Raw genomic sequence first — 24,231 nt, forward strand, 5'->3', positions numbered from 1 at the left:
AGTCAAGTAAGTTGTTCTCGGTCAATTATGCCTAGAGAGTGACGGTTATCTCGGAGACGAGATGTGAGAAAAGAAAGAAAGGTAGGCGAGTATGCTCGGCATCAATATAGATGATGTTTTGGCAGTAGTGAAGTCTATGCAGACTCAGCTCAATGCCATCGGCGTGATTCTCGTTTGCGCAGTTGTTCTGACAATTGCAGTAAATAAGCTTTGGATTAAGTCCAAAGGCACACGAAAGCTTGTCCACTCGTGGACATGGATTGTGGCGGCTATTGCAGCTCTCGTAGCAGTATCTATGATCCTCTTCGGACCGATGAAGACCACACTCGACTTGATGAGTGGTTCTGGTACATTGTCCGCTACTTCTAAGGCGAAGGCTGAAAAGCTTGCTACTGACATTCAGAATGAGGGCATTACTCTTCTGAAGAATAATGATGCGAACCTGCCTCTGAAGGCAAATTCCAAGGTTAACGTATACGGCTGGGCTTCTACTAACCCTATTTATGGTGGTACCGGTTCTGGCTCTATGAACGCTAACTATCCAACTACTTCCCTCCTTGAAGGCTTGAAGCACGCTGGTTTGCAGCCTAACGACAAGCTTTCCAAGAAGTATACCAACTATCGTGCAGATCGCCCATTGGTAGGAATGATGTCTCAGGACTGGACTCTTCCAGAAGTTCCTGCAGCACAGTATACTTCTTCCGATATTTCTCAGGAAAAGAATTACTCTGATAAGGCTGTCGTCGTTATCGGCCGTTCTGGTGGTGAAGGTGCAGATCTTCCTACGAACATGCACGCGAAGAATATCCAGACTAAGCCAGCAGGTACGAAGGTCAAGATTCAGGCATTTGGCGGTACTCCTGGTTCTTATTACGTTAATAATTCCAAGGACTATCAGGACTTCGAGGATGGTCAAGGCTTCCTTACTCTTTCCAAGACTGAGCAGGACCTTGTTAAGCTCGTAACCTCTAACTACAACGATGTTACTGTTGTCTACAACGGTGCAAATGCAATGGACATGAGTTGGGTAGACCAGTACTCTCAGATTAAGTCTGTGCTCTGGTGCCCTCCTGCTGGTCAGACTGGTTTCGATTCCCTTGGTTCTGTACTTGCGGGCAAGGTCAATCCTTCTGGAAAGACTGCTGACACCTTCGTCAAGGACTTCACTCAGACTGCATGGTGGAATAACTTCGGTCACACTGACTATACCAATATGAAGGAGTTTGCTCCTACTGCACAGTCCACTACCCCATCCTTCGTCAACTATGTAGAAGGTATCTACGTAGGTTACCGTTTCTTCGAAACTGCATCTGATGAAGGTCTTATCAATTACAACGATGTCGTACAGTATCCATTTGGTTATGGTTTGTCTTACACCACCTTTGAACAGAAGATGGGTGACGTCACTTATGCAAATGGCAAGGTTTCCTTCGATGTAACCGTGACAAACACAGGTGATGTAGAGGGCAAGACTCCTGTCGAGGTTTACTACAACCCTCCTTACACTGAAGGCGGTATCGAAAAGGCAACTGCAAACCTCGTAGCATTTGAGAAGACAAAGGAACTCAAGCCAGGCGAATCTCAGACTGTCAAGGTTTCCTTCAAGGATTCTGACATGGCTTCCTATGACACCAACGGTAACGGCGGTTACGTGCTCGAAGCTGGTGAGTACAAGGTATCCATCAACTCCGACTCTCACACCAAGATTGATACTAAGAGCGTTAATGTTACATCGACTATCAAGTATGATGCTTCCAACACTCACAATGGTGACAAGACTGCAGCAAAGAACCAGTTTGCAGATGTAGCAGGTGAAGGTATCACTTACCTTTCCCGTGCAAATCACTTTGCGAACTATGCTGAAGCTACTGCAAAGCCAACGAATACCGAATTGGCTGACAAGTACAAGGACGAGTTCGTTAATTCCACAAATGTATCTCAGTGGCTTGAAAAGGCTAAGAAGGCTGACTCTGATGTGAAGATGCCTACAACTGGTGCAAAGAACGGCGTACAGCTCTATCAGCTTTACGGCAAGAAGTATGACGACAAGATGTGGGATAAGCTCCTTGACCAGCTTACTGTCAAGGAAATGCGCTCCCTCATTGAGTATGACGGTTATGGTAACGGTGCGGTGGAGTCCATCGGCAAGGTACGTCAGACCGACGTCGATGGTCCAGCAGCTTTGAACAACAACTTCACCAAGCAGGGTTCTATCGGTTTGCCATCCTCCGTATCTGTTGCTTCCACATGGAACAAGAATCTCGCTAAGGAATTTGGCGATATTATCGGTCAGATGGCTAAGGATATGGGTGTAACGGGTTGGTACGCACCAGCACAGAACATTCATCGCTCTCAGTACGCAGGTCGTAACTTCGAGTACTTCTCTGAAGATCCACTCGTTTCCGGTACCATGGCTTCCTTGGAAATCAAGAACGCTCAGGCACACGGTATCTACGCATTCATGAAGCACTTCGCTATGAATGATGAAGAAGACGGTCGTTTGGCTCAGATGCACACGTGGTCTAACGAGCAGGCAATGCGTGAAATTTATCTCAAGCCATTCGAGATGTCTGTAAAGGACGGCGGCGCACGCGCTACCATGTCTGCATTCAACTATGTAGGCAACACATGGGCAGGTGCAAACAAGAACCTCCTCGTGAACGTGCTTCGTAACGAATGGGGCTTCAACGGTTTCGTGCTCACCGATTACTTCGGTGGTTATGGCTACATGGATGCTACCGAGTCCATCTACAATGGTGGCACTGGTATGCTTGCGACCGTTAAGACCACAAATGAAGTAAGCGATGACTCTGCAGCTACCGTATCTCATTTGCGTGAGGCAGCACACGGAGTACTCTACGCAGCAGTAAACACTTACCTCTATGCAAACGGTGCTCCTAAGGCATCGGTTGCTACATGGCAGTGGATTTACTACGTTGTCGTAGCAGTAATCGCGCTCTTGCTCCTCCTCGCAGCTATCGTCTCTATTCGTCGTTTCATTAAGCGTCGCAAGGATGAGAAGGCTGCTTTGGAAGAGGCTCAGCCTGCTGAAGCTGAGGGTGCTGACGGTGAGTCTACTGAGGCGACCGAAGGTACTGAAGGCGCTAAGACTGAAAGTGCTGAATAATGATTAAGTAGTGTCCACTGCTTAGTAGAGCAATATTTCTAAGCAATGAGCACTGCATAATTGAGTCACAATTCAGTGAAGAAAATAACCCGCTTACGTTTCCTTGAATTTCCAACTTTGGAAGACCATATGAAACTAAGCGGGTTTCTTTATGCGTATGTAAGATCTTTAATGGTTTTCTTGCTCATGTTGCGCTTTGTTAAGCAAACCGTATGACAGTTTTAGTTTTATCTCTGAGCAGTACTAAATCGATGCTATCAAGCTGATAGATTTTTGTATACTTCTTATGGAAAAGTTCCCGACCATTCTTATCGAGAAGGACACGTCCAGCGGAATCTTTTTGAAGAACTTTGTTGAATGTGATTCGTTTATTATCAACTTTCTGAATCTTGCGAATATAGACAAAACGCTTCCTAGATTCTGGTTTGAAGTACAATTCTTTCTGTTACTTGTAGTGGTATCTTTCTTTTTTTACTACCACCACTACGAAATGAAAGATTGAACTTCAAACCAGAACCTGCGGAATTTGAGAAAAAGAGCCAAGAAGAGTACAATCACTAACAAGTTTTTACACAATAAGACGTGTAAAAACCACTTTCAGAGAAGAAAGGAAGAAAGATGAAAAGTCTTAACAGATTAGCTCTCCTTACTCTGAGTGCTCTAATTGTACTGGCTGTTGGTGTTACTTCGATACCACATGCTGTTGCAGCAGAAGCCAGATCAGAAGTGACATATACGATTGAGAAAACTGATGCCGGTGCTCTAATGACTTTGCAGAATGGAACATTCTCCATACAGGATAATGGAACTGCAAATATTATTAACACTCAGGGAACTGTGGTAGCAACACTTCAAACATCTTATGAAGGTAAGTCAATTACATATAAGAAGATTAATTCTTCCCAGTTGGAAGCTCTTCCGAAGCAGAATAATATGCTGAGATTTAAGCGATACTCAACAAACAAATCTAACAAGGGCAAGTATGTGCGCTGCATCTCAGGTAATACTTTGGGAGGTGCTGCTATTGGTGGCGCTATCGGCGCTTTTGGTGGACCAGGAGGAGCTGCAGCGGGAGCGTTGACTGGTCTAATTGGCGGTCTTATTTGGAATCCAATCTGATGCGCAATTCCTTAATTAGGGGAGTTAATAAAATGCGGTGGATAAGTGTATTGAGAAATGTTGTTTTGCTTGCTGTTTTGCAATCGATTTTCGTAGGAATAGTATTTGGTATACATGTGCTTGCCAGTTATAAGGGGGTAATTGGGGTTTTGGGATTCTCTGTTATAACGGCGGTTTTGATGTATCTAAATGATGCATCGAAAGATTTGCCAAGTACTAACGAAAAACAAGATTCTAAGTAAGTAGAGAGAACAGAAAACCGTGTATAAGGATAATAAAGTTATTACTTAGATAGCCGGAGTGTTTATATATGACCGGATAGTTCCTGTAACCGAGCCTAGCGTGGAAGCAAAGCAGGCAACAACAGTTAAGATTGCGCCTCAGAATAATACCGTGGTTCCTACCACGAACAAGCGTGCTACAAGACCACCAAGGGCACGTTGCCTCAAACGGGCGTAAACCTGGCTCTTATTGCAGCAATTACGATTCCAATGGCCACCCTCGGTATCTTTGCATATCGTAAGAGTTGCGAAGAAATGTAGGTTCTAAAAACCTTACGCGCCATCTACGTGTCACTCATAGAAAAACCTCTCTCGAATTGTATTGGTCCGTGTTTGTTGGACTGGTTTAATTCTATCCCACGAGTTTGAGGGTATGGGCCCGGTATTCTATCGGGCTCATACCCTCAAACCGTTCTTGAATCCTTTCCGTGTTATACCAATCAATATAAGCTCTAACCTCGGTCGCAAGCTCGTGAATACTAGCAAATGTGTTCCCGTAAAACATTTCAGTCTTTAATAGTCCGAAGAAGTTTTCCATGACACTGTTATCCCAACAGTTACCCTTACGACTCATCGATTGAACAGCACCATTCTTACCTAGTATTTTCTTCCAAGACCAGTGCTGATACTGAACCCCCTAGATGGGCATGTATAGGCTTTGATCAGAATGGTGCTCTTATAGAACTTGTCTTCGTTAAACTCGAAGAAGGTATTCTTATTTTCCATGCAAACAAAGCTACTAAAGGATTCATTAGCGAGATACGAAAGGGGCATTAGATATGAATACATATAAGGCAAGTAATGGTGCGCAATTTACCGATGCGGATATTAATCGCTGGGCACAAGAAGCTGAAAATAATTTTGCAGACGCAGGGCTTGAAGTTACCCCAGTAGCTCCACGCGCGTGGGAAATTAAAAAAGAAGTATCTAGACCTCATACTATTCGCATTGCAGATAGCTTATGGAAGCTTATCGAGCAAGATGCAGATAGGAAAAACATGAGTGTAGACGATTGGATTCGTAATGCAAGTACGCAAGCGCTTACACATGCATAAAAGTAAACGCCTAAAAGGTTACATATGAAGGGACAAAGCCGAAAGTGTAACCTTTTTATTTGGAATTTTTCTGATTTGTTAGTTTAAGTAAGGTACATGTGTATATATCGGAAACATTTTACATAGAATCGTACATTATTTTATAGTCCTGATATTGCGTGGGTATAAAGCAGTAGAGCTGGAATAGTTATAAGAAATGCTGTCTTGACTTGTGTGATCAGGGTTTTATCGTGACATTGCAAATATTGCAAGAGAAACACTCTCGCTAGAATCTAGTGAGAGCGAGTAAAAGATTAAATATGCCATGTTTTGTATACGTTGTTAGAATTTTGTCACATTAACTTACGAAATGGTAATTAATGTTCCTATACTTCACATGCGGAAATTTACTCTGTAAGAATTCCTGTAGAGAAAGAATGCGTGCCTTGTCTTATAGACAATGACGAGCAGCGTAGTCAATGATGATTGACAGGCGGCTCGTTTTGCAATGATGCAAGTGTATGCAGAAAGAAGAAAAGAAAGGAAGAGACATGCTGAGCATCAATCTTGATGATGTGAAGAAGATCCTTCAGTCTATGACTCATCAGTTATGGATTATAGGAATTGCTCTTATTGTGGCAATCGTACTGACAATCCTCATAAATAAGTGGACTGTGAAGAATAAGGCTACTCGTAAACTTATTCACAGTGAAACATGGATTGCGGCAGCTATCGCAGCTATCGTAGCTGTGACTATGATACTTTTTGGTCCATTGAGCACTACGCTGAACTTAATGTCGGGGGATGGTAAGCTCACTACTCGGACTGCTCAGCAGGCGAGTGATTTGGGTCAGCAGATTGAGAAGGAAGCAGTGGTTCTCCTCAAGAATCAAAGTAATTCGCTTCCTATGACAGACACGAAGAATGTCAATGTATTTGGTTGGGCTTCCACAAATCCTATTTATGGTGGTACCGGTTCTGGTGCTATGAATGAAAACTATAAGACTACATCGTTGCTTGGCGGACTGAAGGATGCAGGTTTTAAGACCAATACTTCGTTATCAAACTTCTACACCAAGTATCGTGCAGACCGTCCAGTTGTAGGTATGTGGGGTCAGGAGTGGACTCTTCCAGAGCCTCCTGCAAACACATACGGAAGCGAATTGACCAAGGCGAAGTCATTCTCGAATCGTGCAATCGTTGTACTTTCACGCTCTGGCGGTGAGGGTGCTGACTTGCCTAATGATATGTCTCAAGTCAAGATGAATAAGAAGGGGACGAAACTTTCCTCTGGCAAGTGGGGTCAGGCTACCGGTTCCAATTACATCAATAATTCCGCTGATTATAATGACTACAAAGCGGGCGAAAGCTATCTTGACTTGACTCAGACTGAGAAAAATATGCTCGATATGGTCAACAAGAACTTTGATGATGTGACTGTCGTTTACAATGGCGCAAATGCTATGAACCTCGGTTTCGTAGATGAATATTCCAATATCAAGTCGGTACTGTGGTGCCCTCCTGCGGGTCAGACAGGTTTTGAGGCTCTTGGTCAGGTGCTGGCAGGGACTGTCAATCCTTCTGCTAAGACGACAGATACCTTCATTAAGGACTTTACGAAGGCTCCTTGGTACAACAACATTGGTCTGCATAACTACACAAACATGAATGAGTTCACTATTACCAATATGTTTGGTACTCAGAAACCATCCTTTGTCAACTATGTTGAAGGTATCTACGTAGGTTACAAGTTCTTTGAAACAGCTGCAGCAGAGGGTGCTATCAATTATGATGAGGCTGTCCAGTATCCATTTGGTTATGGTTTGTCTTACACCACTTTTGAGCAGAAGATGGGTGACATTACTTATGCAAATGGTAAGGTTTCCTTCGATGTAACTGTGACGAATACTGGTGATGTAGCAGGTAAGACTCCTATCGAGGTCTACTACAACCCTCCTTATGTCAACGGCGGTGTGGAAAAGTCCACTGTGAACCTCGTCAAGTTTGCAAAGACTAAGGAACTCAAGTCGGGTGAATCTCAGAGCGTCAAGATTACTTTTAATGCTGAGGATATGGCTTCTTACGATGAATCTGGTAAAGGTGCGTATAAGCTTGATGCCGGCGAGTATCAGATTTCTATTAATGCTGATTCTCATCATCAGCTTAATTCTAAGACGTTGAGTGTAAACTCCACCATCACATACTCGGGTACAAACAAGCGCTCGATTGACAAGACTGCTGCGAAGAATGAGTTCACTTCTGCAAAGGGCGATATTACATACTTGTCGCGTGCAAATCACTTCGCAAACCTTGCACAAGCGACCGCAAAACCGGCATCTACAGTTCTTCCAGAGCAGTACAAGAAGACCTTTACGGGTGAGAAGAACTACAAGGATGACAATTACCTCAAGGGTCAGAATTATTCTACGAAGATGCCAACTCTTGGTGCGAAGAATAATGTCAAACTTTATCAGCTCTATGGTAAGAAGTATGACGATAAGATGTGGGATAAGCTCCTTAACGAACTCACTATCGCTGATATGGATAATCTCATCGCAAACGCTGGATATAACAATGCTGAGATTTCCTCTATCGGTAAGGTACGTCAGACTGATGTGGATGGTCCAGCTGCACTGAATAATAACTTTACGAAGCAGGGGTCCATTGGTTTCCCAGCATCAGTAGCGGTATCTAATACCTTTAACACTGAGCTTGCTAAGAAGTATGGTGAACTCATGGGTAAGATGGCTCAAGAGATGAAGGTTACTGGTTGGTATGCGCCAGCTATGAATACTCATCGTTCTCCATTTGCGGGTCGTAATTTTGAGTATTTCTCTGAAGATGGTTATCTCGCAGGTCAGATGGCTGCGAATCAAATCGCTGGTGCAAAGGAATATGGTGTGTACTCCTTCATGAAGCACTTCGCTTTGAACGATCAAGAGACAAACCGTAACGGTCAGCTTTTGACGTGGTCTAACGAGCAGGCTATTCGCGAAATCTATCTCAAGCCATTCCAAGCATCTGTCCAGCAAGGCGGTGCACAAGCTGTGATGTCGTCATATAACTACATCGGTAACGAATGGTCTGGTGCGTATGCGCCATTGCAGAAGAACGTACTTCGTGGAGAATGGGGATTCCGTGGATTTGTGGAGACTGATTACTTTGGTGGAAATTATATGATTGGAAATCGCGCAATGCTCGGTGGTACCGATGCGATGCTTGCAACTTTCCCAACCACCAACCACATCACTCACACGGATGATGCGCAAATCGTCAATGCGATGCGCGAATCTACTCATAATATCCTCTACACTGCAGTAAATAGTTGGGTGTACAAGGATGGTGCGCCAAAGGTTAAGACTCCTGCATGGCAATACATCTACTATGCGGTAGTTGCAGTCCTTGCTGTGCTTCTTCTTCTCGCGGAAGTCGTAGCGATTCGTCGTTTTGTTAAGCGTCGTAAGGCTGAAAAGACTACTGCGGAAAGCACTCAGGTGGTAGATACACATATAGAAAATGCGGTTACTACTAAATAAACGTAACTTTCATATGTAACCAGTAAAAATATCTCGTTCAGTTTTCGCAGATATCCACTATTGAATTTTTGAATTTTTATGTGGATGCCGGTGCAAAACTGAGCGGGATATTTATCTGACTGAGGAAAGTTTGAAATAGATGATTACTCGATATCTACCTTATGCAAATCAAGGATGAGTTTCTTTTGTCTCACGTTACATTTAGATGGGAAAGGGATGAAACCTTGACTTGAATACCAGTCAATGAGTCTATCATTCTTAGCTTCTACATAAAGTAGTCGAGCTCCGACCTCACGAGAAAGTTGTGCTGCATGGAGTATTGCTGCATGCAGCAAAAGTGGGCCTTGTCTGGAATTTCCAGCACTTCGCCAAGATTTTCCAGAGTAATTATTATCAATTGCCATTCTCCCTAGAAGGAGGGCTGTATATGTTCCTTGGACATCATCGGCGACGCCGGTCTTGCTAACGACATTGTGTTGAAGATGATGCGGAGAAATGGTATAAAAACCTACTACGTCATTATTAGGGGCAATTGCTACATATACAGCGCAACTACCTGCTTCCTGCATAATAAGTGCCTGATCATGAATAAAAATGTTAAGTTCCACTTCTCGGCATTGGAAATACTCAACTCGATGATTTTCATTAAGTCGCTCTATCCGTTCCCAGGCGTACATTTGCTCGCACATGGTGATACCACGATTTCTACCTAGCGAGCAGGTTATCTAAGAATGCAGAATCTTCATCACTGATATAAGTTACATTAGAAATATCTGCAAGCATAGGAATACGCGCGCCATGTGCAATGCTTGGGTCTGCCTGTAGTGAAGCATAGTAATCATGAATAACGTTTTGGGTGATTACTTTATTGTTGTTGCAATATGCATCTTGCCATGGTTTATCAAGATGACTTGCTTTTTCCAACTCGTCTCCTAAACATGCATCCGGTATATCCGCATATAAATTAAGGATACGGGTAATGAGAATTTCTTCATTGGGCAATAAAGCATCGGTATCCCCATCCGGAATATCGCGCGGCGAAATGTAGCGACGGTTTCTGCAGTAATTCCAAATAGATCTCACAACGGGGCCATGTTCCCACGCTGATATTTCATCATTGAAAAGTGGAATACTTCGTGAAACAAGCATCCATGCTTGGCTATAATACAAAAACTTTTGCAGAGCGAATGTTGTTGTCGCATGACCCTGATCGCTACGTTTTTCTAGTATATAACGTGCTACGTCTTGAACTTTTGCCATGCCAACTCCCCTCTTAATACAAACACTAAGCACATTCTACTAAGTGTATTTCTATACTATCAGTGCATATAAATTTCACGGGTAGTGTAAATTTCAGCCGAAGTACAATGATTATCCATTTCATCGAGTTTGTTAGATATTGATAAATAATCCTAATTTGTCAAATTAATGTTCCTTTTCTCTTCTATGGAGACGTTATCTAATAGGTTTGATTCTTATTTTCCTTAAACTATGAGGGGTATATCTCGCACTTCATGCGTATGAGATACACCCCTCATATGCAAGTAATCTCTTAACTGATTTATCAGCCATTGGTGTCTTTTACTGGTGGTTTTCGAACACTAGGTGTAGCCGCAACTATCAGAAGAATCACAACTACTGCTAATAGTTTTTTGTTGGCTGAGCCATGAAAAATCCACATTTAAGATTCTTAGAGCCATTACGCAACAGATAATTATATAGGCACCACCTTGTGAAAAAAGTTCTACCTTAGACTTATCTTTTCGGACATAAATAAATATAGGGAAAAGGCATAAGAACAGAATCAATGTGATCCATCGTAACAGTGCCAATTTTGCCGGTAAAAAATGCACAATGCTAAGAGTACCGTTGAGATAACGTTGTCTATTACTGTAAGGCTATGCGTATTTTTTAAGAATTTCATGCTACACCGCCTCATTGGAAACGTATATTTGTGATACGTAAGAAAACAAGATCAGGAAGAGTGGATTCAAAAACTACTCCGCCAGGTAATCGCCCAGCTGCGAATTCCAATGCTGCTGCAACTACCTGCCCTGCACCCGCTGGGAGCTTGATACTATTTCCAAGCACTAAACTACCGAGCTGATTGATATCAGTTTTTGATACATAAATTCGCAAACCAATACCATCCGAATTCTACTTTTGTCGCTCCTTCTTTATAACGCGTACCAGCACGAGTAAGAGGTATCGGGCGGTTTGCCGTTTCCGTGGAAACATCAGTGAAAATGACTTTATCTGTTGTTCGAGTAACTTGTATTTCTTCTGATGCTGTTTCTTGAATTGCTTGACGAATTGCCGCATTAGTCTGTTTTATCTGTTCTTGTACTGCTTGCATCTCTTGTTCTGTAAGAACTTTAGAAGCAGATGCGTCAAGAATATAAGAATACCCAGCAAGAGAAATATACGGTGTTGCTTTATCAATCACACTCTGTTCTAATGGCTTCTCAATCGTTGCAGCATAGCTCTCATTAACCGAAGAAAGCGCACCAAGTGAAATGATAAAAGCTATGACAAGTGCTAAATAGCGATTTATATGTCTTTTCTTTTTTTGATCTTTTCAACGCTGAAAGCCACTTTTTACCGCACCATTGCAATAAAAACTTGCAAATTATTATACTCTATTTTCTGTAAACTAGGACTTGGGTATTCCTGATTGCCTGAAAGCATTGATAAGATTGCTGCTACACTAGGAGAAACGCGAAACTAGGCTACCTGTAATACTATAAGAATGCTGCTAGCTCAACCAGTATAGTTAAACAGAATTACATGCTATCCATTACGGTATTCCCTGATCTTTCAGTACACTCTTAAGTCTTAAAAAGAGCTTAAAGTCCGCGCTCGTAGAAACTATCTCCTACCAGCTCACCCACCAACCCATCTCTCACACTCACTGCTTTAGGTCAGTTCATGCATTAAATACGACATTTCGTGCTCAGTGACACAATTTTATAGAACCCGTTCGCTAAACTAAGACAGTCGCAACTCGTATAGAGAGAATGTATGCAAGGAAGCTTGCATTTCGAAGGAAAGATTGACATATGGTGAATGCAAAGGATATGACGCTTACTGAGCGTGCTTCATTGCTTTCTGGCCAGTCTGAGTGGGAGAGCCGCGAGCTCAAGCAATACGACTTGCCATCGTTTGTGATGAGTGATGGTCCTAATGGTGTTCGACGCCAAACTGGCGCTGGAGATCACCTTGGTTTGGGTGAGTCTAAGCCAGCTACCTGCTTCCCTACGGCAGGTACTGTAGCGAATTCGTGGGATCCTCAAGAAGCAAAGGCAATGGGTACTGCTCTTGGCGAGGAAGCTAAGGATTTGGGCGTGCAGGTGCTTCTTGGTCCTGGTATCAATATGAAGCGCAATCCTTTGTGCGGACGAAACTTTGAGTATTATTCTGAAGATCCGCAGCTCGCAGGACGTCTTGCAGCAGGATTTATCGAAGGTATCCAGTCAAATGGTGTGGGTGCGTGTCCTAAACATTTCGCTGTAAATTCTCAAGAGCTTCGCCGTCAGGCATCAAACTCTATCGTCGATGAGCGTACTCTGCGCGAGTACTACCTCACAGCATTTGAAATTGCTATCAAACAGGCTAAACCGTGGACCATTATGTCGTCGTACAACATGGTCAATGGCACATATGCTCACGAAAATAAGCACCTCATCAAAGACATTTTGAAGGGCGAGTGGGGCTATGACGGTATCGTCATCTCTGACTGGGGTGGTTCAAATGACATCGTTGAGTCCGCGCGCGTAGGTGCGGCTTTGGAGATGCCAGCGGCAGGTTTGGCTTCTGCTCGTCAGCTCGTCAAAGCCGTAGAAGAAGGACGATTGTCTGAAGATGACCTTACTGCCGCGGCGCAAGATATCGTTAATATCGTTGAAAAGACTTGCAATACCAAGCCTTCTGGTGATGGTTTCCTCACGGATGAGCAAAAGAAGAATCATCACGAAGTAGCACGCCGTATCGCGCAGAAGACTGCAGTGCTCTTGAAGAATGACAATGCGGTTCTGCCGTTGACAAGTGGAGCAAAGGTTGTCGTCGTTGGCGACATGGCAGCTACTGCGCGCTATCAAGGCTCTGGCTCTTCTAAGGTCAATGCGTATCGTGTAGATAATTTGCTAGACACATTGAAGAACACAGAAGGTGTGGAAGTAGCGGGTTATGCTCAGGCATATGACCGCCAAGGTGCTGCCAATCCAGCTCTCATTGATGAAGCAGTAAACACTGTTAAGTCTGTAGATGCTGACGTTGTCGTGGCGTGCATTGGTTTGGATGAGCGTTCTGAGTCTGAAGGTCTTGATCGCTCTCATATGCGCATCCCACAAGTTCAGCTTGATGCGTTGAATGCGCTTGTAAAGACAGGCAAAAAAATTGTTGTCGTGCTCGTAGCTGGTTCTGCGGTAGAAGTTCCATTTGTCAACGATGTGGACGCTATCCTCTACGTAGGTCTATCTGGTCAGGCGGGGGCGCTTGCAACCGTTGATGTCCTTACCGGTGCTGTTAATCCTTCAGGTCATTTGGCTGAGACATGGCCTGTCCACTATGAAGATGTTCCAAACGCTGAGTTCTACCCAGTAGCTGAGCGTGACTCCATCTATCGTGAAGGTCCGTTTGTAGGCTATCGCTACTACACCACTCAGAATGTGCCTGTACGTTTCCCATTTGGTTTTGGTTTGAGCTACTCCACTTTCGAATATTCGGCGTTGTCGGTAGACGATTTGGGCGTTACTTTCACAGTGACAAACACGTCGAATGTCGCAGGTGCTGACGTAGCACAGCTTTACGTCCATCACGCAAATTCTAGCGTTCTGCGCGCAGCTCGCGAGCTCAAGGGATTCCAGCGTGTAGAGCTCGAAGCTGGCGAGTCTAAGCAGGTGCGCATTGAGTTTGACGAGTATACATTCCGCCACTTCGATGTGGCGACTAACTCGTGGCAGACAGAGTCAGGAGCTTGGGAAATCTTCGTAGGAGACAGTGTGGAGCACGCTCCTCTCTCAGCAACTCACGTGGTCAAGGGCACTATGGAGCCACAGTCGCGCGATGAGGCTCTGGGACACTACTGGACTGGCGACGTCAAGCATGTGACCAATGAAGAGTTTGAAGCGCTATACGGTAAGAAACCGGAAGTTTACGATACCCACGGAGTCTTTGGTCCTAACGACGCTATTTCCACATGGGTAGATTCTGGCTCATGGGTAGCTCGCACAGTAGCGAATACCTTGATAAAGCAGGGGGACAAAGCGATGGCTCGCACAGGCTCCCCTGATTTAAACTCACTATTTGTGCTCAACATGCCACCACGCGCAATGGCAAAGATGACCGGCGGTCTCATTTCCCCAGAGATGGTGGACGGTATCGTAACTATCGCAAATAAGCACTTCTGGAAGGGTCTCGGTCACGTGATTGCAGAGTACTTCCGCAATAAGAAAGCTAACAAGAAGACCCTTGAGGAGATTACCCGTGATTAATTCAATCAAGAAATGGGCAAACGAGCATCCTGATTTGTGGGAGTTCATTGTCTTTAACGTTTTGTCAAACGTCTCTACCGCTACGCGATTCATCTTGCTTTGGTGTTTGACACCACTGTTTGTGAATGCGTTGCATTTGACTATGCCATTCCAATGGCTGTTTTATAACTTCAGTACGCAGGCTGGCGGTCGTGGTGCGTTCCTTGCGACACTAATCGCAGAAATTGCGGCTCAGACCGTGAACTTCTTCGTTCAGATGAAGTGGGTGTTTAAGTCTGACTCCTCCTTCAAGAACTCTGCGTGGAAATACATCATCCTCGCCGTTATCATTATCATCATCTCTGGTTACGCACCTCAGTACATCAATGCTTGGGCTAATTCCATCGGTTGGGGTGGCGCTGCATCCACGTTAGTTGCTTGCTTCAATACGTTGATGGCTGTCGTCGTGTCTTATCCTCTTCTCAAGTTCTGGATCATGCCAAAGAGCAAGAAGGCAAAGGCTGAAACCGATAATTCGACTGAGAATGAAGCTGATACTGGCACTGAGTCTAACGCTACTGAAGAAGTTACCGAAACAGCTCAGTAAATCACAGAGCACGAGGGGGGAAGCCTTCTCATCGTCTTGGCGACTTGCGGGTTTCTAGTATTTTCAGTAGTTCCAAGATTGCCTAGATTCACCTCGTTTTTGATACAGTTTTGATACAATGAGTGTGTCTGGTGCGTGCGCCAGACACATTTGTGTTAAGGAGAAGATTTCCATGACTGCTAAGACTATCTCTTTCGTGGTGCCTTCCTACAATGTGGAAGATTACCTCGGTCGCTGTGTCGATTCTTTACTTGATACTGCAGATACGTCAGATGTCGAGGTAGTTATCGTGGATGATGGTTCCAAGGATGGCACAGCTCACGTCGCTGATAGTTACGCGGATGCTCATCCGGACGTAGTTCGCGTAATTCATCAGGCTAATGCTGGTCATGGTGGTGCATGTAATGCAGGAATTGCAGCAGCCACGGGGCAGTACATTAAAATCGTCGATGCAGACGATTGGATAGACAAAGCAGCATATGTCACGTACTTAACTTTTTTGCGCTCGCAGTCACTTACTTCAGATCCTGTAGATTTGCTGGTGAGCAATTATGTATATGAAAATGTGACAAAGCGTCATAAGCAAGTGATTCGATATAACTCTGTCTTTGAATCCAACAAACGTCTGACATGGGATAATATTGGTAAATATCACATGAGTCAGTATTTGCTTATGCACACTCTCACCTTCCGTTCGGAAGTGCTTCGTCAAGCGGGATTGAAGTTGCCGGAACATACTTTCTACGTGGACTTTATATTCTCATTCCAGCCGCTTCCTTATGTGAAGACCTTGACATACCTCAATATTGACTTCTACCGTTACTTCATTGGCCGCGAAGGGCAAAGCGTCCAAAAGGACATTATGATTAAGCGCGTGGATCAGCTTCTTCGGGTCAACGACATCATGATGCATGCGCAGCCGGAACGCGGCACTGTGCCTGACGGTTTGTACAAGTACATGATCCACTATTTGGCTTCCCAATTTGTTGTGACATCAGTATTCCTCACACTTGCCGAAGACTCACACTGTGCATCTCAGCGTGATGAGATGTGGAAACGTTTCCGTGACTACAATCCACGCATGTACAAAGATATGTATGATCAAGAGCTGCCTGTGCGTTTCGTCAATGTACCAGGCAAGTTTGGGCAGCTCCTTGTCAAGTACGGATATGCTATCGCAAATAAAGCTGTGGGGTTTAATAGCTAAGTAACTGAAGGCTTTTCATTAAAACGATTTCCGTCGATTGAGTTGACTCAGATTTTTTAATTGGCTGAGGCTTAAAATGATGGAATTTTTCGTCATAATGTTTTCCAGCTTTGGTGTGGTTTGCAGTGGAAGTTGAAGAATTCCTCGAATCATACCCTGATAGGCGTAGTACAGCGCAGCATACTGCTTGGTAAGAGAGCCTAACGGGCAACTGAGGATTTCGATAGATGTTATCTTCCCATTAACGCGCTGGTAGGGGCGTACATTAAATCCAAAAGTAGTCAGAACTCTGATAATTGCTTCAGGGTCTTCGCTTGTAAAGACATACTTATGCTCGCGCGCTATCTGTAAACCGACTTCATATCCGGCACGAATGATGTACTCACGACCTGATTCAGGTGCATATTTGAATGCTGTAGCGAGGATTTGAATCATGGTGATGTATGCAGGTGTAGATTCGAGACGACGATAGTATGTGTGAGGCCGGCCACGAGATGGACTGCGCGATGCTTTTTCTGCAAGCGAGGTTGAAGATGCTGTGGGAGACTTGTCGAGGCGATTGATACGTTCGACAATTTTTTCTTTAACAAGATTTTCTAGATGAAAACGTGCGGTCGTGGGGTGAATGTCAAGTATCTGAGCGATTTGCTGTGCAGTATAGGCATTTTCAGGAGTATTGAGGAGAGCGAGTACACGAGACCGTGTGTGAATAGATGCGTCAGTTGCCATGTGCTAAGACTATCAAATGTGTGTTATAAGAGCATCTCTCGCAGATTTTAGAATCTTCTGGAATTTTCAAATTAGTTATTAAAGCTAGGCTTATAACGATTAATAACAATCCATGTGAATTGAGTACGAAGTTATTTGACTGTTTTCTTCGTGAGCAGATGCTTAGTTACCCGCGGAATTTTTCAAAGATTTGTCTAACATCTTTTTCTTCTGGATGTTTATTTATAAAGTCTTGGATATGTTTTTGGTCGTGAGTATACTGTCTTTCTGTTTCTCAGTGAGAGAAGAAATTTTTTGACCAATTCCAAGTTGTCTCAAAGCAGATTGGAGTTGTTGTATCTTATTATTACTAGTGTAGGTCAAAGGTATGTAATTCACCGGGACGGTTAGTGATTGTGAGTATGTCAATATTTCCGTTACATGTTTGATTGACAATTGTTGTTTCCAAGTTTTTTACAGCCTCGTCGTGAATTTTAGGATTGACAAAACGGCCTGCACCAAACTGCTCTACTTGACCAATATAGCGAGTAAGCGTACTCATCAGGCTAACTTGTGGCGGAGTTGATACGATAACTACTTCGGTCTTGTAGCCTGCTTGTTTGAACTCTTCCAAAGTCTTTTGTACAGCATTTTTATGGCGCATTGTTGTCTCGAGGATAAGACTTTGCTTATGAGTTTTAAGATAGTCTAGACTCATTTCTACCCATGTGTCCGATGCTTGAGCGGTAGCATCAGGCATGGCTAATGGGTCAGTATCCATAAGTTGACGATAAGCAGGATGATATTTACGTAAGTCATCGCCAACGACTTGATACGCATTATTATGTTCTCTGCTCGCTGCATTTACTGCTTGTGTTTTACCGGCATCTGGCTGTGTGCCAACAAGAATAATAGTTGGAACACTATCTGAGTTAGAAAGTGGAATCTCTGGAGCAATTTCAGTATCAAAAATCTGTTCAAGTTCAGCTTCAAGTAGCGAGTATTCAGTCATGCTTCTACTTTATTTTGAACGTTTTCAATATGCTTTAACCGCTGTGCGAATTCCCGTGTTTTAGCTTCTACGGCTTCCTTGCTAGAAATATCGACTGTATTTGTCTCTTGCATTACTCCATAATTCGCTTCAAGAAAAGCCTGTTTTTCTATTGGATTCTGTGCTTGACGGGACAAGTAAATAAATTCTCCTGCGAGTCTATTAGCTGTTTCGCGCATAATGTCATAAAGCATAGGATCATAATCATGCAAAACTTGCTGTGTCGTTAGTTTCTCCTAACCGTGTAATCGTATAGTTCTATACGTTAAGTATGGATAACTCAAATATGATAGAGCTAATTTGGCATGTGATAAATGTGCGAATGTTAGAGGAACATATTCATAGTAAGTGTAGTGTGAGCAGGAGCGATAGTGTTATTTTTCTTTAGTTTAGGTAAGCTGTACGTGACAGTTACTTCACAGAGATAGTCGTTATCAAAGTGAACATACATATGTGCTGTCTCAACATTTTCATATCCTAAGAAAACTACTCAAGATTTGTTGCGCTTCTTCTAGAGCGCACAGCATAAACTAAACCATATGAGACCTACTCCTGAAGAATTGCATGAGTTCGTGCATAAAGTTGATCGTGTTGATCCATATATCCCCCACTATACGCAGGAAATTTCTTCCCATGAGCGGCGGATTGAATTGGATATCACTCATGAAATCATGAAACTTACTGACGATTTTACGCAGACCGTATGGGTATATAACGGCAGTATTCCTGCGCCGACACTTCGTGGACGGGTTGGTGACACTTTTCATGTCGTCGTTCATAACAGTTCTGATATCGCTCACAACATTGATTTCCACGCAGGCATTGATGGAAGTCCAGACGATTTGATGAAGCCAATTATGCCTAGCGAGACTCATGAGTATACGTTTACTGCCAAGCGCACGGGGATTTGGCTGTATCACTGCTCGTGTGTTCCCATGGGAGAGCACATGGCAAATGGTATGCTAGGAGCTGTCATTATCGAGCCTGAAAATGGTTTGGTAGATGTCAATCATGAAATTATCCTCATGCAGCATGAGATTTACTGCGGGGATAACGGGCAGAGTGCGGATGTTCATCGTCTTAACGACCTCCGCCCTGATTTTGTGGCGTTCAATGGTCGCGCATTCCAGTATGTCGCTCATCCTATCGAGGCGAAGGTTGGAGACAGAGTACGCATATGGATTGTCAATGCTGGACCAAATGTAGACCTCGCATTTCATATCGTTGGTGTTCAGTTCTCAACTGTGTGGGCTGAAGGCGAATACACTGTTCTCGATAACGTAGGCATGGCAGCGCGTCGCTACAATATCACCGCGGAGCGTACTTTAGATGTGTCAATGTCTGCGCAGACGGGTTCTCAGACTGTGAATGTTGCCCCGACTGCTGGTGCTTTTGTAGAATTTGCTTTCGAGCATTCGGGTACGTATGCGTTTATGAATCACATTGCTGCGTATGCTGCGAAAGGAGCACATGGTGTCTTCCATGTCAGCGAGTGATAGGAGCGACATAGGAATGTGTATGCGTGTGTGCTTGCTTTTACGTGCGTGACAGTGAGTGAGATAGTGCGGATGGCTTGTTTCTTAGCAAGCGAGTGTTTTTCTTGTATAGGAGAGTTTTTCAGTGCGGAATGTTTCACGTGAAACATTTACAGTAGTGCCTATGAATGAAGTAGCGTGTGCACAGCAGGAGAGCTCTCGAAGTAATTCAGACAGAGTGTATAGGGGCAGTGCTCACGGCAAAATTATCCTCATGGGAGAGCATTCCGCTGTCTATGCAAAGCCGGCAATTGTACTCCCACTATCTGAAGCATCAATTACCGCCACGGTGACAGATATGGAGACAGAATGTCTCGATTCTTCGGGTGTGCGACTTGACTGCGAGTATTATGTTGGCAAGCTGAGTAAAGCTCCAGAAAATTTGCGGAACATTCAAGAACTTGTGGTGGTGCTACGCAATGATTTTTCTATTGACGGCGGGATAAGCATCAGTATTACATCAAGCATCCCACGAGAACGCGGTATGGGATCGTCGGCAGCTGTCGCAGTGGCAATTATTCGCGCGTGTGCGGCGTATGCGCATTATTCTTTAACACCAGATGAACTTTTCCACTACACGCAAATTTCTGAAAATATTGCGCATGCTCATGCTTCAGGGATGGACGCTGTTGCGGTCTCGGCGGAGAGCGCGATATGGTTCCAGCAGGGGGAAGAAGTATCTACTTTACATTTTTCCACTCCTGCTGTGCTTGTAGCGGCTGATACGGGAGTTACAGGCGCAACGAAAGAAGCAGTCAGCGATGTACATCGTTTGCTATACGAAGATGATGATGTCGTAAGAAATCGTGCGCATCGCGATATAGAGAGACTTGCTGACTTATCGATAGCGGCTAAACGGGCATTGCAGGAGAACGATATGACGTCTCTTGGCGCACATATGAATGAAGCTCAAGAAATTCTCTCTACTCTGACTGTGTCCAGCGGAGAGCTTGATAGTCTGATTCAAACGGCGCGAGGTGCAGGAGCGCTGGGAGCAAAGCTTACTGGCGGTGGCCGAGGCGGATGCATGATTGCATTAGCGCGAGATAAAGCGCACGCGCACAGCATCATTACTGCTTTGGAAAGTGCTGGCGCTGTACGCACATGGACTGTAAACCTTACATCACCGAGCAAGTGAGGAGGCAGGGATGACAGTGGATAAACAAGAAGTAAACACATGGAGCGTCGCTCGCGCACATACAAATATCGCGCTTATTAAGTACTGGGGAAAGCGTGATGAAAAGCTTTTCTTGCCGACATCGCCGAGCCTTTCACTGACTCTTGACTCTCTGTACACGGACACTCGGGTGCGGTTTGACCCAAAGTTGAGCAGTGATGAGCTTTGGCTCGCGGGCGAGAAGCAGGATGATAAATCGACAGTAAAGATTACGCGTGTCATCGATCTTTTCCGAGCTAGGTATAGTGTGCCAGAACAGACTCCTCGAATGCGAGTGGAAAGTGTCAATCATGTGCCTACTGCTGCAGGGCTGGCAAGCTCGTCGAGTGGATTTGCAGCTCTCGCTTGGGCACTTAGAGATGCTTTTGAGTCGGCTTTCCCTCAGACTGTGGCTATGGATGATCGGGAACTCTCTACGTTTGCGCGCCGTGGTTCAGGTTCTGCTACGCGCAGTATTTTTGGTGGTTTCGTGGAGTGGTCGTATGGTACTGGCTCTAACGATTCGTGCGCTATCCCTGTCGATGATGCTCGCTGGGATGTGGCGATGGTTCTTGCGGCAATCTCTACACAGCACAAGAAAATTTCAAGTACTTATGGAATGAAACATACTGCAGAAACCTCATCCTTCTACTCTCTCTGGCGTGAGGCTTCTGAGCAAGATCTCGCTACGGTGCGAGAAGGAATTAGAGAGCGAGATATTGACAAAATCGGGGCAGCTATGGAGGCAAACTGCATGAAGTTCCACGCTACGATGTTTGCTGCAAATCCTCCGTTTACTTATCTCACGAGTCGCAGCTGGCGGGTCATCGAATTCGTTCATGAAATGCGTGACAGCGGCTTGAGTGTCTACTTCACGATGGATGCTGGTCCGAATGTAAAAATTCTCTGTCGCGCAAGTGAGCAGCAGTTCGTGCATGATAAGCTTGCTGAACGCTTCCCTGAAATTACTCTCTTCGATGCCCTCCCTGGGAGTGGCCCAGAGACGTTGAGTAAGGATAAGTGGGCTCAGATGTACGGTGGAATATATGGCTAATGGCAAACTTTATCTATCTGGAGAGTATGCAGTGGTCGATGGTGCAGCTGCCATAATCTCCTCAATGTATACGCGCTCGCTCGCGGCTCATTTTACTGTTTCAGGCGAGCGTGACCCACGTATCCTTGTGGATGAGGATGCAGCACCTACGTTTGATGTGAATGACCGTGATAGATATGTCAAAGCAGCGTCATACGTAGCTGCGCGCTACTGTGCTGAGAGTAATCGCAGACCGACTTTACAGTCTGGACAGCATCTCACGGTGGATATCATATCCACGCTCGTCGATGGTAACGGTCGCAAATATGGTCTCGGCTCGTCCGGCGCGGTGACAGTAGCAGTGATTGAGGCGTATTTAGACTGGTGTGCGGTGGATTACAACAGCGTAATGGTGTATAAACTCGCGGTTTTGGCTGAACTCCTTGTCAAAGACAATGGCTCTTTCGGTGATCTCGCCAGCGCTTCTACGGGAAGAGTGATTTCTTATCGCCGTCCTTCACTCTCTTGTTTGGAGTACCTGAGCTCAAAGATGCGAGATAGCTCTGCTACTTTTCATGATCTTGTTTCTGCGCATTGGGATGGGCTAGAAATTCATTCAAACAACGCTTTGGAAAGACTTGTAGCAGAGAAACTACACGTCGTTATAGGCTGGACTGGAGAGCCTGCAAGTTCTGCTGATTTTGTACAACGCATGGCGGCATACAAGTCGAATCAGAACGAGGCATATCGCAGCTTTTGCCAGCGGTCGTCTGAGATTACTCGCCAAATGTGGTCAGCACTTGAACGGTATAATGCTGAGGATTTTGTGGATAGTTACAGGCAGCAGTCAAAGAATATTACTGAGCTTTCACTTGTTACCGGTGGTTATATTGAAACCGAAAAATTGGCGAATGCGCGTGAAATCGCAGAGAGCATCGGATATGCAGCAAAGCCTTCTGGTGCGGGTGGTGGTGACTGCCTCATAGCGATGAAAGCCGTAGATGGGGTAAGTAATGCAGGCCGAGAAAGTCAGACTTTCAATGAGGCTGCAGAGCTCACTCGACGGTGGCAGGCTGCTGGGATAATGGTAATGACAGACTGGAAGTTGAAGTAAGGCTAAGGTAGAAATCGATATGGACACGCACATTTCCTCTCGCAAAGATGACCATCTGCGCCTTGCTGGGCAGTTTTATGCGGCTGCCCACTCGCGGCAGACAGAGCAGATAGGACGGTCTGAGCACAGAGAGATTGATGATGTACAGTTCATTCATAACTCACTTCCAGAGACAAATCGTGCAGATGTTTCACGTGAAACATCGTTTGCTGGCATACACGTAGACCGCCCATTTTTCATTAATGCGATGACGGGCGGTACAGAAAAGACAAATGAGGTCAACCGTCGTCTTGCTGCTGTAGCGCAGAAAACGGGCATTCCACTCGCACTAGGCTCAATGAGCATTGCTGTAAAAAACGCTCAAACGCGCGATGCGTACAAAGCTCTTCGCCAAGATTTTCCTGATGTGTGTTTCATTGCAAATCTTGGGGCCGAGCATACTCTGGAATCGGCGGGGCTTGTTACAGACCTCATCGGTGCTTCGGCACTTCAAATCCATCTCAACGCTGCTCAGGAAATTGTCATGCCGGAGGGTGAGCGTGATTTTACAGGCTGGATAGACCATATCTCCCAGTTTGTTTCCGAACTTGGTGTGCCGGTCATCGTTAAAGAGGTCGGCTTCGGCATGAGCTATGCCACGGTGGCAAAACTTCTTGACATTGGCGTAATGACAGTCGATATCGCCGGCCGTGGTGGCACAAACTTCATCCAAATTGAGAACGCTCGTAATGCTGAACACGATTATGACTATCTCGAAGGTTGGGGCATCAGTACTCTGCGCTCTCTGTCGGAAGCTCTCTTCGCATGTCGTGATATGCAGATTGATGCGGAAATCATCGCGAGTGGAGGCGTGCAAAATCCATTAGATATCGTGAAATATCTTGCTCTGGGGGCAGATGCAGTAGGACTTTCAGCTCCGTTTCTCCATTCTGTCACTGGCGGCTCTTCCGATTCTGACTCTGCGCGGGACGCTGTATCTCGCACAGTTGATTTGATACAAGAGTGGGATGGGCACATCGCAAATATTATGACGATTCTCGGTGTGACATCCATTGAGGATTTGCGAGAGAATGCAGAAATTGTTTTGCCAGAAAGTTTGGTTCAATACTTGAGTCAGCGCTTTGCTGGAAGAGACAGTGAGCAATTTTTAATGACCCTAACTTCTCTTAGCAAATTTCGGAAATGAGATAAAACAGCCTAAAGATATACTGCTATTCGAAGTGAGCGAGTAAAGTGGGGCTCAGAACCCCTG

21 protein-coding genes are annotated in these 24,231 nt (G+C 44.8%); 13 read left to right on the top strand and 8 right to left on the bottom strand.

The window, feature by feature from the left end; genetic code table 11:
* Window positions 1–91 precede the first annotated feature (91 nt).
* Window positions 92–3,127, top strand: coding sequence for a glycoside hydrolase family 3 N-terminal domain-containing protein (locus ACFQY8_RS02155; RefSeq protein ID WP_377938142.1), 3,036 nt, complete (start codon window positions 92–94; stop codon window positions 3,125–3,127).
* Window positions 3,128–3,745: 618 nt separating this feature from the next.
* Window positions 3,746–4,246, top strand: coding sequence for a hypothetical protein (locus ACFQY8_RS02160; RefSeq protein ID WP_377938144.1), 501 nt, complete (start codon window positions 3,746–3,748; stop codon window positions 4,244–4,246).
* A 633-nt stretch (window positions 4,247–4,879) separates the two neighbouring features.
* Here the strand turns inward: ACFQY8_RS02160 and ACFQY8_RS02165 are convergent.
* Window positions 4,880–5,101, bottom strand: coding sequence for a transposase (locus ACFQY8_RS02165; RefSeq protein ID WP_377938145.1), 222 nt, complete (start codon window positions 5,099–5,101; stop codon window positions 4,880–4,882).
* 205 nt (window positions 5,102–5,306) lie between these two features.
* Between ACFQY8_RS02165 and ACFQY8_RS02170 the strand changes: the two genes are divergently transcribed.
* Together ACFQY8_RS02170 and ACFQY8_RS02175 are read left to right on the top strand one after the other, a co-directional pair.
* A complete protein-coding gene (locus ACFQY8_RS02170; protein WP_377938147.1) occupies window positions 5,307–5,582 on the top strand; it encodes a hypothetical protein in 276 nt (91 codons plus the stop codon).
* A 530-nt stretch (window positions 5,583–6,112) separates the two neighbouring features.
* Window positions 6,113–9,097: a glycoside hydrolase family 3 N-terminal domain-containing protein gene (locus ACFQY8_RS02175; protein WP_377938149.1), complete on the top strand. Its 2,985-nt coding sequence runs from the start codon at window positions 6,113–6,115 to the stop codon at window positions 9,095–9,097.
* A 143-nt stretch (window positions 9,098–9,240) separates the two neighbouring features.
* On the opposite strand, the gene ACFQY8_RS02180 is transcribed toward ACFQY8_RS02175, so the two are convergent.
* Entirely contained in the window at window positions 9,241–9,666 is a 426-nt protein-coding gene (locus tag ACFQY8_RS02180) for a hypothetical protein (protein WP_377938151.1), read from the bottom strand.
* A 15-nt stretch (window positions 9,667–9,681) separates the two neighbouring features.
* Here ACFQY8_RS02180 and ACFQY8_RS02185 point away from each other — a divergent pair, with 15 nt between their 5' ends.
* Window positions 9,682–9,810, top strand: a complete 129-nt coding sequence (locus ACFQY8_RS02185) for a hypothetical protein (protein ID WP_377938152.1) — start codon at window positions 9,682–9,684, stop codon at window positions 9,808–9,810.
* On the opposite strand, the gene ACFQY8_RS02190 is transcribed toward ACFQY8_RS02185, so the two are convergent.
* The 3 genes from ACFQY8_RS02190 to ACFQY8_RS02200 all read right to left on the bottom strand — a co-directional run bounded on the left by ACFQY8_RS02190 (window position 9,803) and on the right by ACFQY8_RS02200 (window position 11,543).
* A complete protein-coding gene (locus tag ACFQY8_RS02190) occupies window positions 9,803–10,357 on the bottom strand; it encodes a Panacea domain-containing protein (protein WP_377938154.1) in 555 nt (184 codons plus the stop codon). The two genes, ACFQY8_RS02185 and ACFQY8_RS02190, sit on opposite strands and share 8 nt — an antisense overlap.
* A gap of 675 nt (window positions 10,358–11,032) precedes the next feature.
* The gene (locus ACFQY8_RS02195; RefSeq protein WP_377938155.1) at window positions 11,033–11,236 is read right to left on the bottom strand and encodes a hypothetical protein; all 204 of its coding nucleotides are present in this window, start codon (window positions 11,234–11,236) and stop codon (window positions 11,033–11,035) included.
* Window positions 11,211–11,543, bottom strand: a complete 333-nt coding sequence (locus tag ACFQY8_RS02200) for a hypothetical protein (RefSeq protein ID WP_377938157.1) — start codon at window positions 11,541–11,543, stop codon at window positions 11,211–11,213. The genes ACFQY8_RS02195 and ACFQY8_RS02200 overlap by 26 nt, the downstream gene beginning before the upstream one ends.
* Window positions 11,544–12,156: 613 nt before the next feature.
* On the opposite strand from ACFQY8_RS02200, the gene ACFQY8_RS02205 reads away from it, so the two are divergent.
* The 3 genes from ACFQY8_RS02205 (at window position 12,157) to ACFQY8_RS02215 (ending at window position 16,382) form a co-directional block, all read left to right on the top strand.
* Entirely contained in the window at window positions 12,157–14,589 is a 2,433-nt protein-coding gene (locus ACFQY8_RS02205; RefSeq protein ID WP_377938159.1) for a glycoside hydrolase family 3 C-terminal domain-containing protein, read from the top strand.
* The gene (locus ACFQY8_RS02210) at window positions 14,582–15,175 is read left to right on the top strand and encodes a GtrA family protein (RefSeq protein ID WP_377938160.1); all 594 of its coding nucleotides are present in this window, start codon (window positions 14,582–14,584) and stop codon (window positions 15,173–15,175) included. The genes ACFQY8_RS02205 and ACFQY8_RS02210 overlap by 8 nt, the downstream gene beginning before the upstream one ends.
* A gap of 166 nt (window positions 15,176–15,341) precedes the next feature.
* Window positions 15,342–16,382, top strand: a complete 1,041-nt coding sequence (locus ACFQY8_RS02215) for a glycosyltransferase family 2 protein (protein WP_377938308.1) — start codon at window positions 15,342–15,344, stop codon at window positions 16,380–16,382.
* 18 nt (window positions 16,383–16,400) lie between these two features.
* Here the strand turns inward: ACFQY8_RS02215 and ACFQY8_RS02220 are convergent, their stop codons facing one another.
* The 3 genes from ACFQY8_RS02220 to ACFQY8_RS02230 form a co-directional block, all read right to left on the bottom strand.
* Window positions 16,401–17,111, bottom strand: a complete 711-nt coding sequence (locus ACFQY8_RS02220; RefSeq protein ID WP_377938162.1) for a helix-turn-helix domain-containing protein — start codon at window positions 17,109–17,111, stop codon at window positions 16,401–16,403.
* Between the two features lie 349 nt (window positions 17,112–17,460).
* On the bottom strand, window positions 17,461–18,102 hold the full coding sequence (locus ACFQY8_RS02225) for a zeta toxin family protein (RefSeq protein WP_377938164.1): 642 nt from the start codon (window positions 18,100–18,102) through the stop codon (window positions 17,461–17,463).
* Window positions 18,099–18,353 carry a hypothetical protein gene (locus ACFQY8_RS02230; RefSeq protein ID WP_377938166.1) on the bottom strand — a complete coding sequence of 85 codons (255 nt, stop codon included), beginning with the start codon at window positions 18,351–18,353 and terminating at the stop codon, window positions 18,099–18,101. The genes ACFQY8_RS02225 and ACFQY8_RS02230 overlap by 4 nt, the downstream gene beginning before the upstream one ends.
* 327 nt (window positions 18,354–18,680) lie before the next feature.
* Between ACFQY8_RS02230 and ACFQY8_RS02235 the strand changes: the two genes are divergently transcribed.
* The 5 genes from ACFQY8_RS02235 (at window position 18,681) to fni (ending at window position 24,165) form a co-directional block, all read left to right on the top strand.
* A complete protein-coding gene (locus ACFQY8_RS02235) occupies window positions 18,681–19,637 on the top strand; it encodes a multicopper oxidase domain-containing protein (RefSeq protein ID WP_377938168.1) in 957 nt (318 codons plus the stop codon).
* A 163-nt stretch (window positions 19,638–19,800) separates the two neighbouring features.
* Complete coding sequence (gene mvk / locus ACFQY8_RS02240; protein WP_377938170.1) at window positions 19,801–20,814, top strand: mevalonate kinase; 1,014 nt, start codon at window positions 19,801–19,803, stop codon at window positions 20,812–20,814.
* Between the two features lie 10 nt (window positions 20,815–20,824).
* Entirely contained in the window at window positions 20,825–21,886 is a 1,062-nt protein-coding gene (mvaD, locus tag ACFQY8_RS02245; RefSeq protein WP_377938172.1) for a diphosphomevalonate decarboxylase, read from the top strand.
* On the top strand, window positions 21,879–22,979 hold the full coding sequence (locus ACFQY8_RS02250; RefSeq protein ID WP_377938174.1) for a phosphomevalonate kinase: 1,101 nt from the start codon (window positions 21,879–21,881) through the stop codon (window positions 22,977–22,979). The genes mvaD and ACFQY8_RS02250 overlap by 8 nt, the downstream gene beginning before the upstream one ends.
* Before the next feature lie 19 nt (window positions 22,980–22,998).
* The gene (gene fni, locus ACFQY8_RS02255; RefSeq protein WP_377938176.1) at window positions 22,999–24,165 is read left to right on the top strand and encodes a type 2 isopentenyl-diphosphate Delta-isomerase; all 1,167 of its coding nucleotides are present in this window, start codon (window positions 22,999–23,001) and stop codon (window positions 24,163–24,165) included.
* The last annotated feature ends 66 nt before the right edge of the window (window positions 24,166–24,231 follow it).

Source organism: Alloscardovia venturai (assembly GCF_042676605.1).
Taxonomy (GTDB): domain Bacteria; phylum Actinomycetota; class Actinomycetes; order Actinomycetales; family Bifidobacteriaceae; genus Alloscardovia; species Alloscardovia venturai.

What these genes read in the sequence shown, in the direction of transcription:
- mvaD (WP_377938172.1), top strand. Translation starts at nt 20,825, where the DNA reads ATGACAGTGGATAAACAAGAAGTAAACACATGGAGCGTCGCTCGCGCA.
- ACFQY8_RS02155 (WP_377938142.1), top strand. Translation starts at nt 92, where the DNA reads ATGCTCGGCATCAATATAGATGATGTTTTGGCAGTAGTGAAGTCTATG.
- ACFQY8_RS02190 (WP_377938154.1), bottom strand. Translation starts at nt 10,357, where the DNA reads ATGGCAAAAGTTCAAGACGTAGCACGTTATATACTAGAAAAACGTAGC.
- fni (WP_377938176.1), top strand. Translation starts at nt 22,999, where the DNA reads ATGGACACGCACATTTCCTCTCGCAAAGATGACCATCTGCGCCTTGCT.
- ACFQY8_RS02225 (WP_377938164.1), bottom strand. Translation starts at nt 18,102, where the DNA reads ATGACTGAATACTCGCTACTTGAAGCTGAACTTGAACAGATTTTTGAT.
- ACFQY8_RS02250 (WP_377938174.1), top strand. Translation starts at nt 21,879, where the DNA reads ATGGCTAATGGCAAACTTTATCTATCTGGAGAGTATGCAGTGGTCGAT.
- ACFQY8_RS02160 (WP_377938144.1), top strand. Translation starts at nt 3,746, where the DNA reads ATGAAAAGTCTTAACAGATTAGCTCTCCTTACTCTGAGTGCTCTAATT.
- ACFQY8_RS02165 (WP_377938145.1), bottom strand. Translation starts at nt 5,101, where the DNA reads ATGAGTCGTAAGGGTAACTGTTGGGATAACAGTGTCATGGAAAACTTC.
- ACFQY8_RS02185 (WP_377938152.1), top strand. Translation starts at nt 9,682, where the DNA reads ATGAATAAAAATGTTAAGTTCCACTTCTCGGCATTGGAAATACTCAAC.
- ACFQY8_RS02170 (WP_377938147.1), top strand. Translation starts at nt 5,307, where the DNA reads ATGAATACATATAAGGCAAGTAATGGTGCGCAATTTACCGATGCGGAT.
- ACFQY8_RS02180 (WP_377938151.1), bottom strand. Translation starts at nt 9,666, where the DNA reads ATGCAGGAAGCAGGTAGTTGCGCTGTATATGTAGCAATTGCCCCTAAT.
- ACFQY8_RS02220 (WP_377938162.1), bottom strand. Translation starts at nt 17,111, where the DNA reads ATGGCAACTGACGCATCTATTCACACACGGTCTCGTGTACTCGCTCTC.
- ACFQY8_RS02205 (WP_377938159.1), top strand. Translation starts at nt 12,157, where the DNA reads ATGGTGAATGCAAAGGATATGACGCTTACTGAGCGTGCTTCATTGCTT.
- ACFQY8_RS02175 (WP_377938149.1), top strand. Translation starts at nt 6,113, where the DNA reads ATGCTGAGCATCAATCTTGATGATGTGAAGAAGATCCTTCAGTCTATG.
- mvk (WP_377938170.1), top strand. Translation starts at nt 19,801, where the DNA reads ATGAATGAAGTAGCGTGTGCACAGCAGGAGAGCTCTCGAAGTAATTCA.
- ACFQY8_RS02235 (WP_377938168.1), top strand. Translation starts at nt 18,681, where the DNA reads ATGAGACCTACTCCTGAAGAATTGCATGAGTTCGTGCATAAAGTTGAT.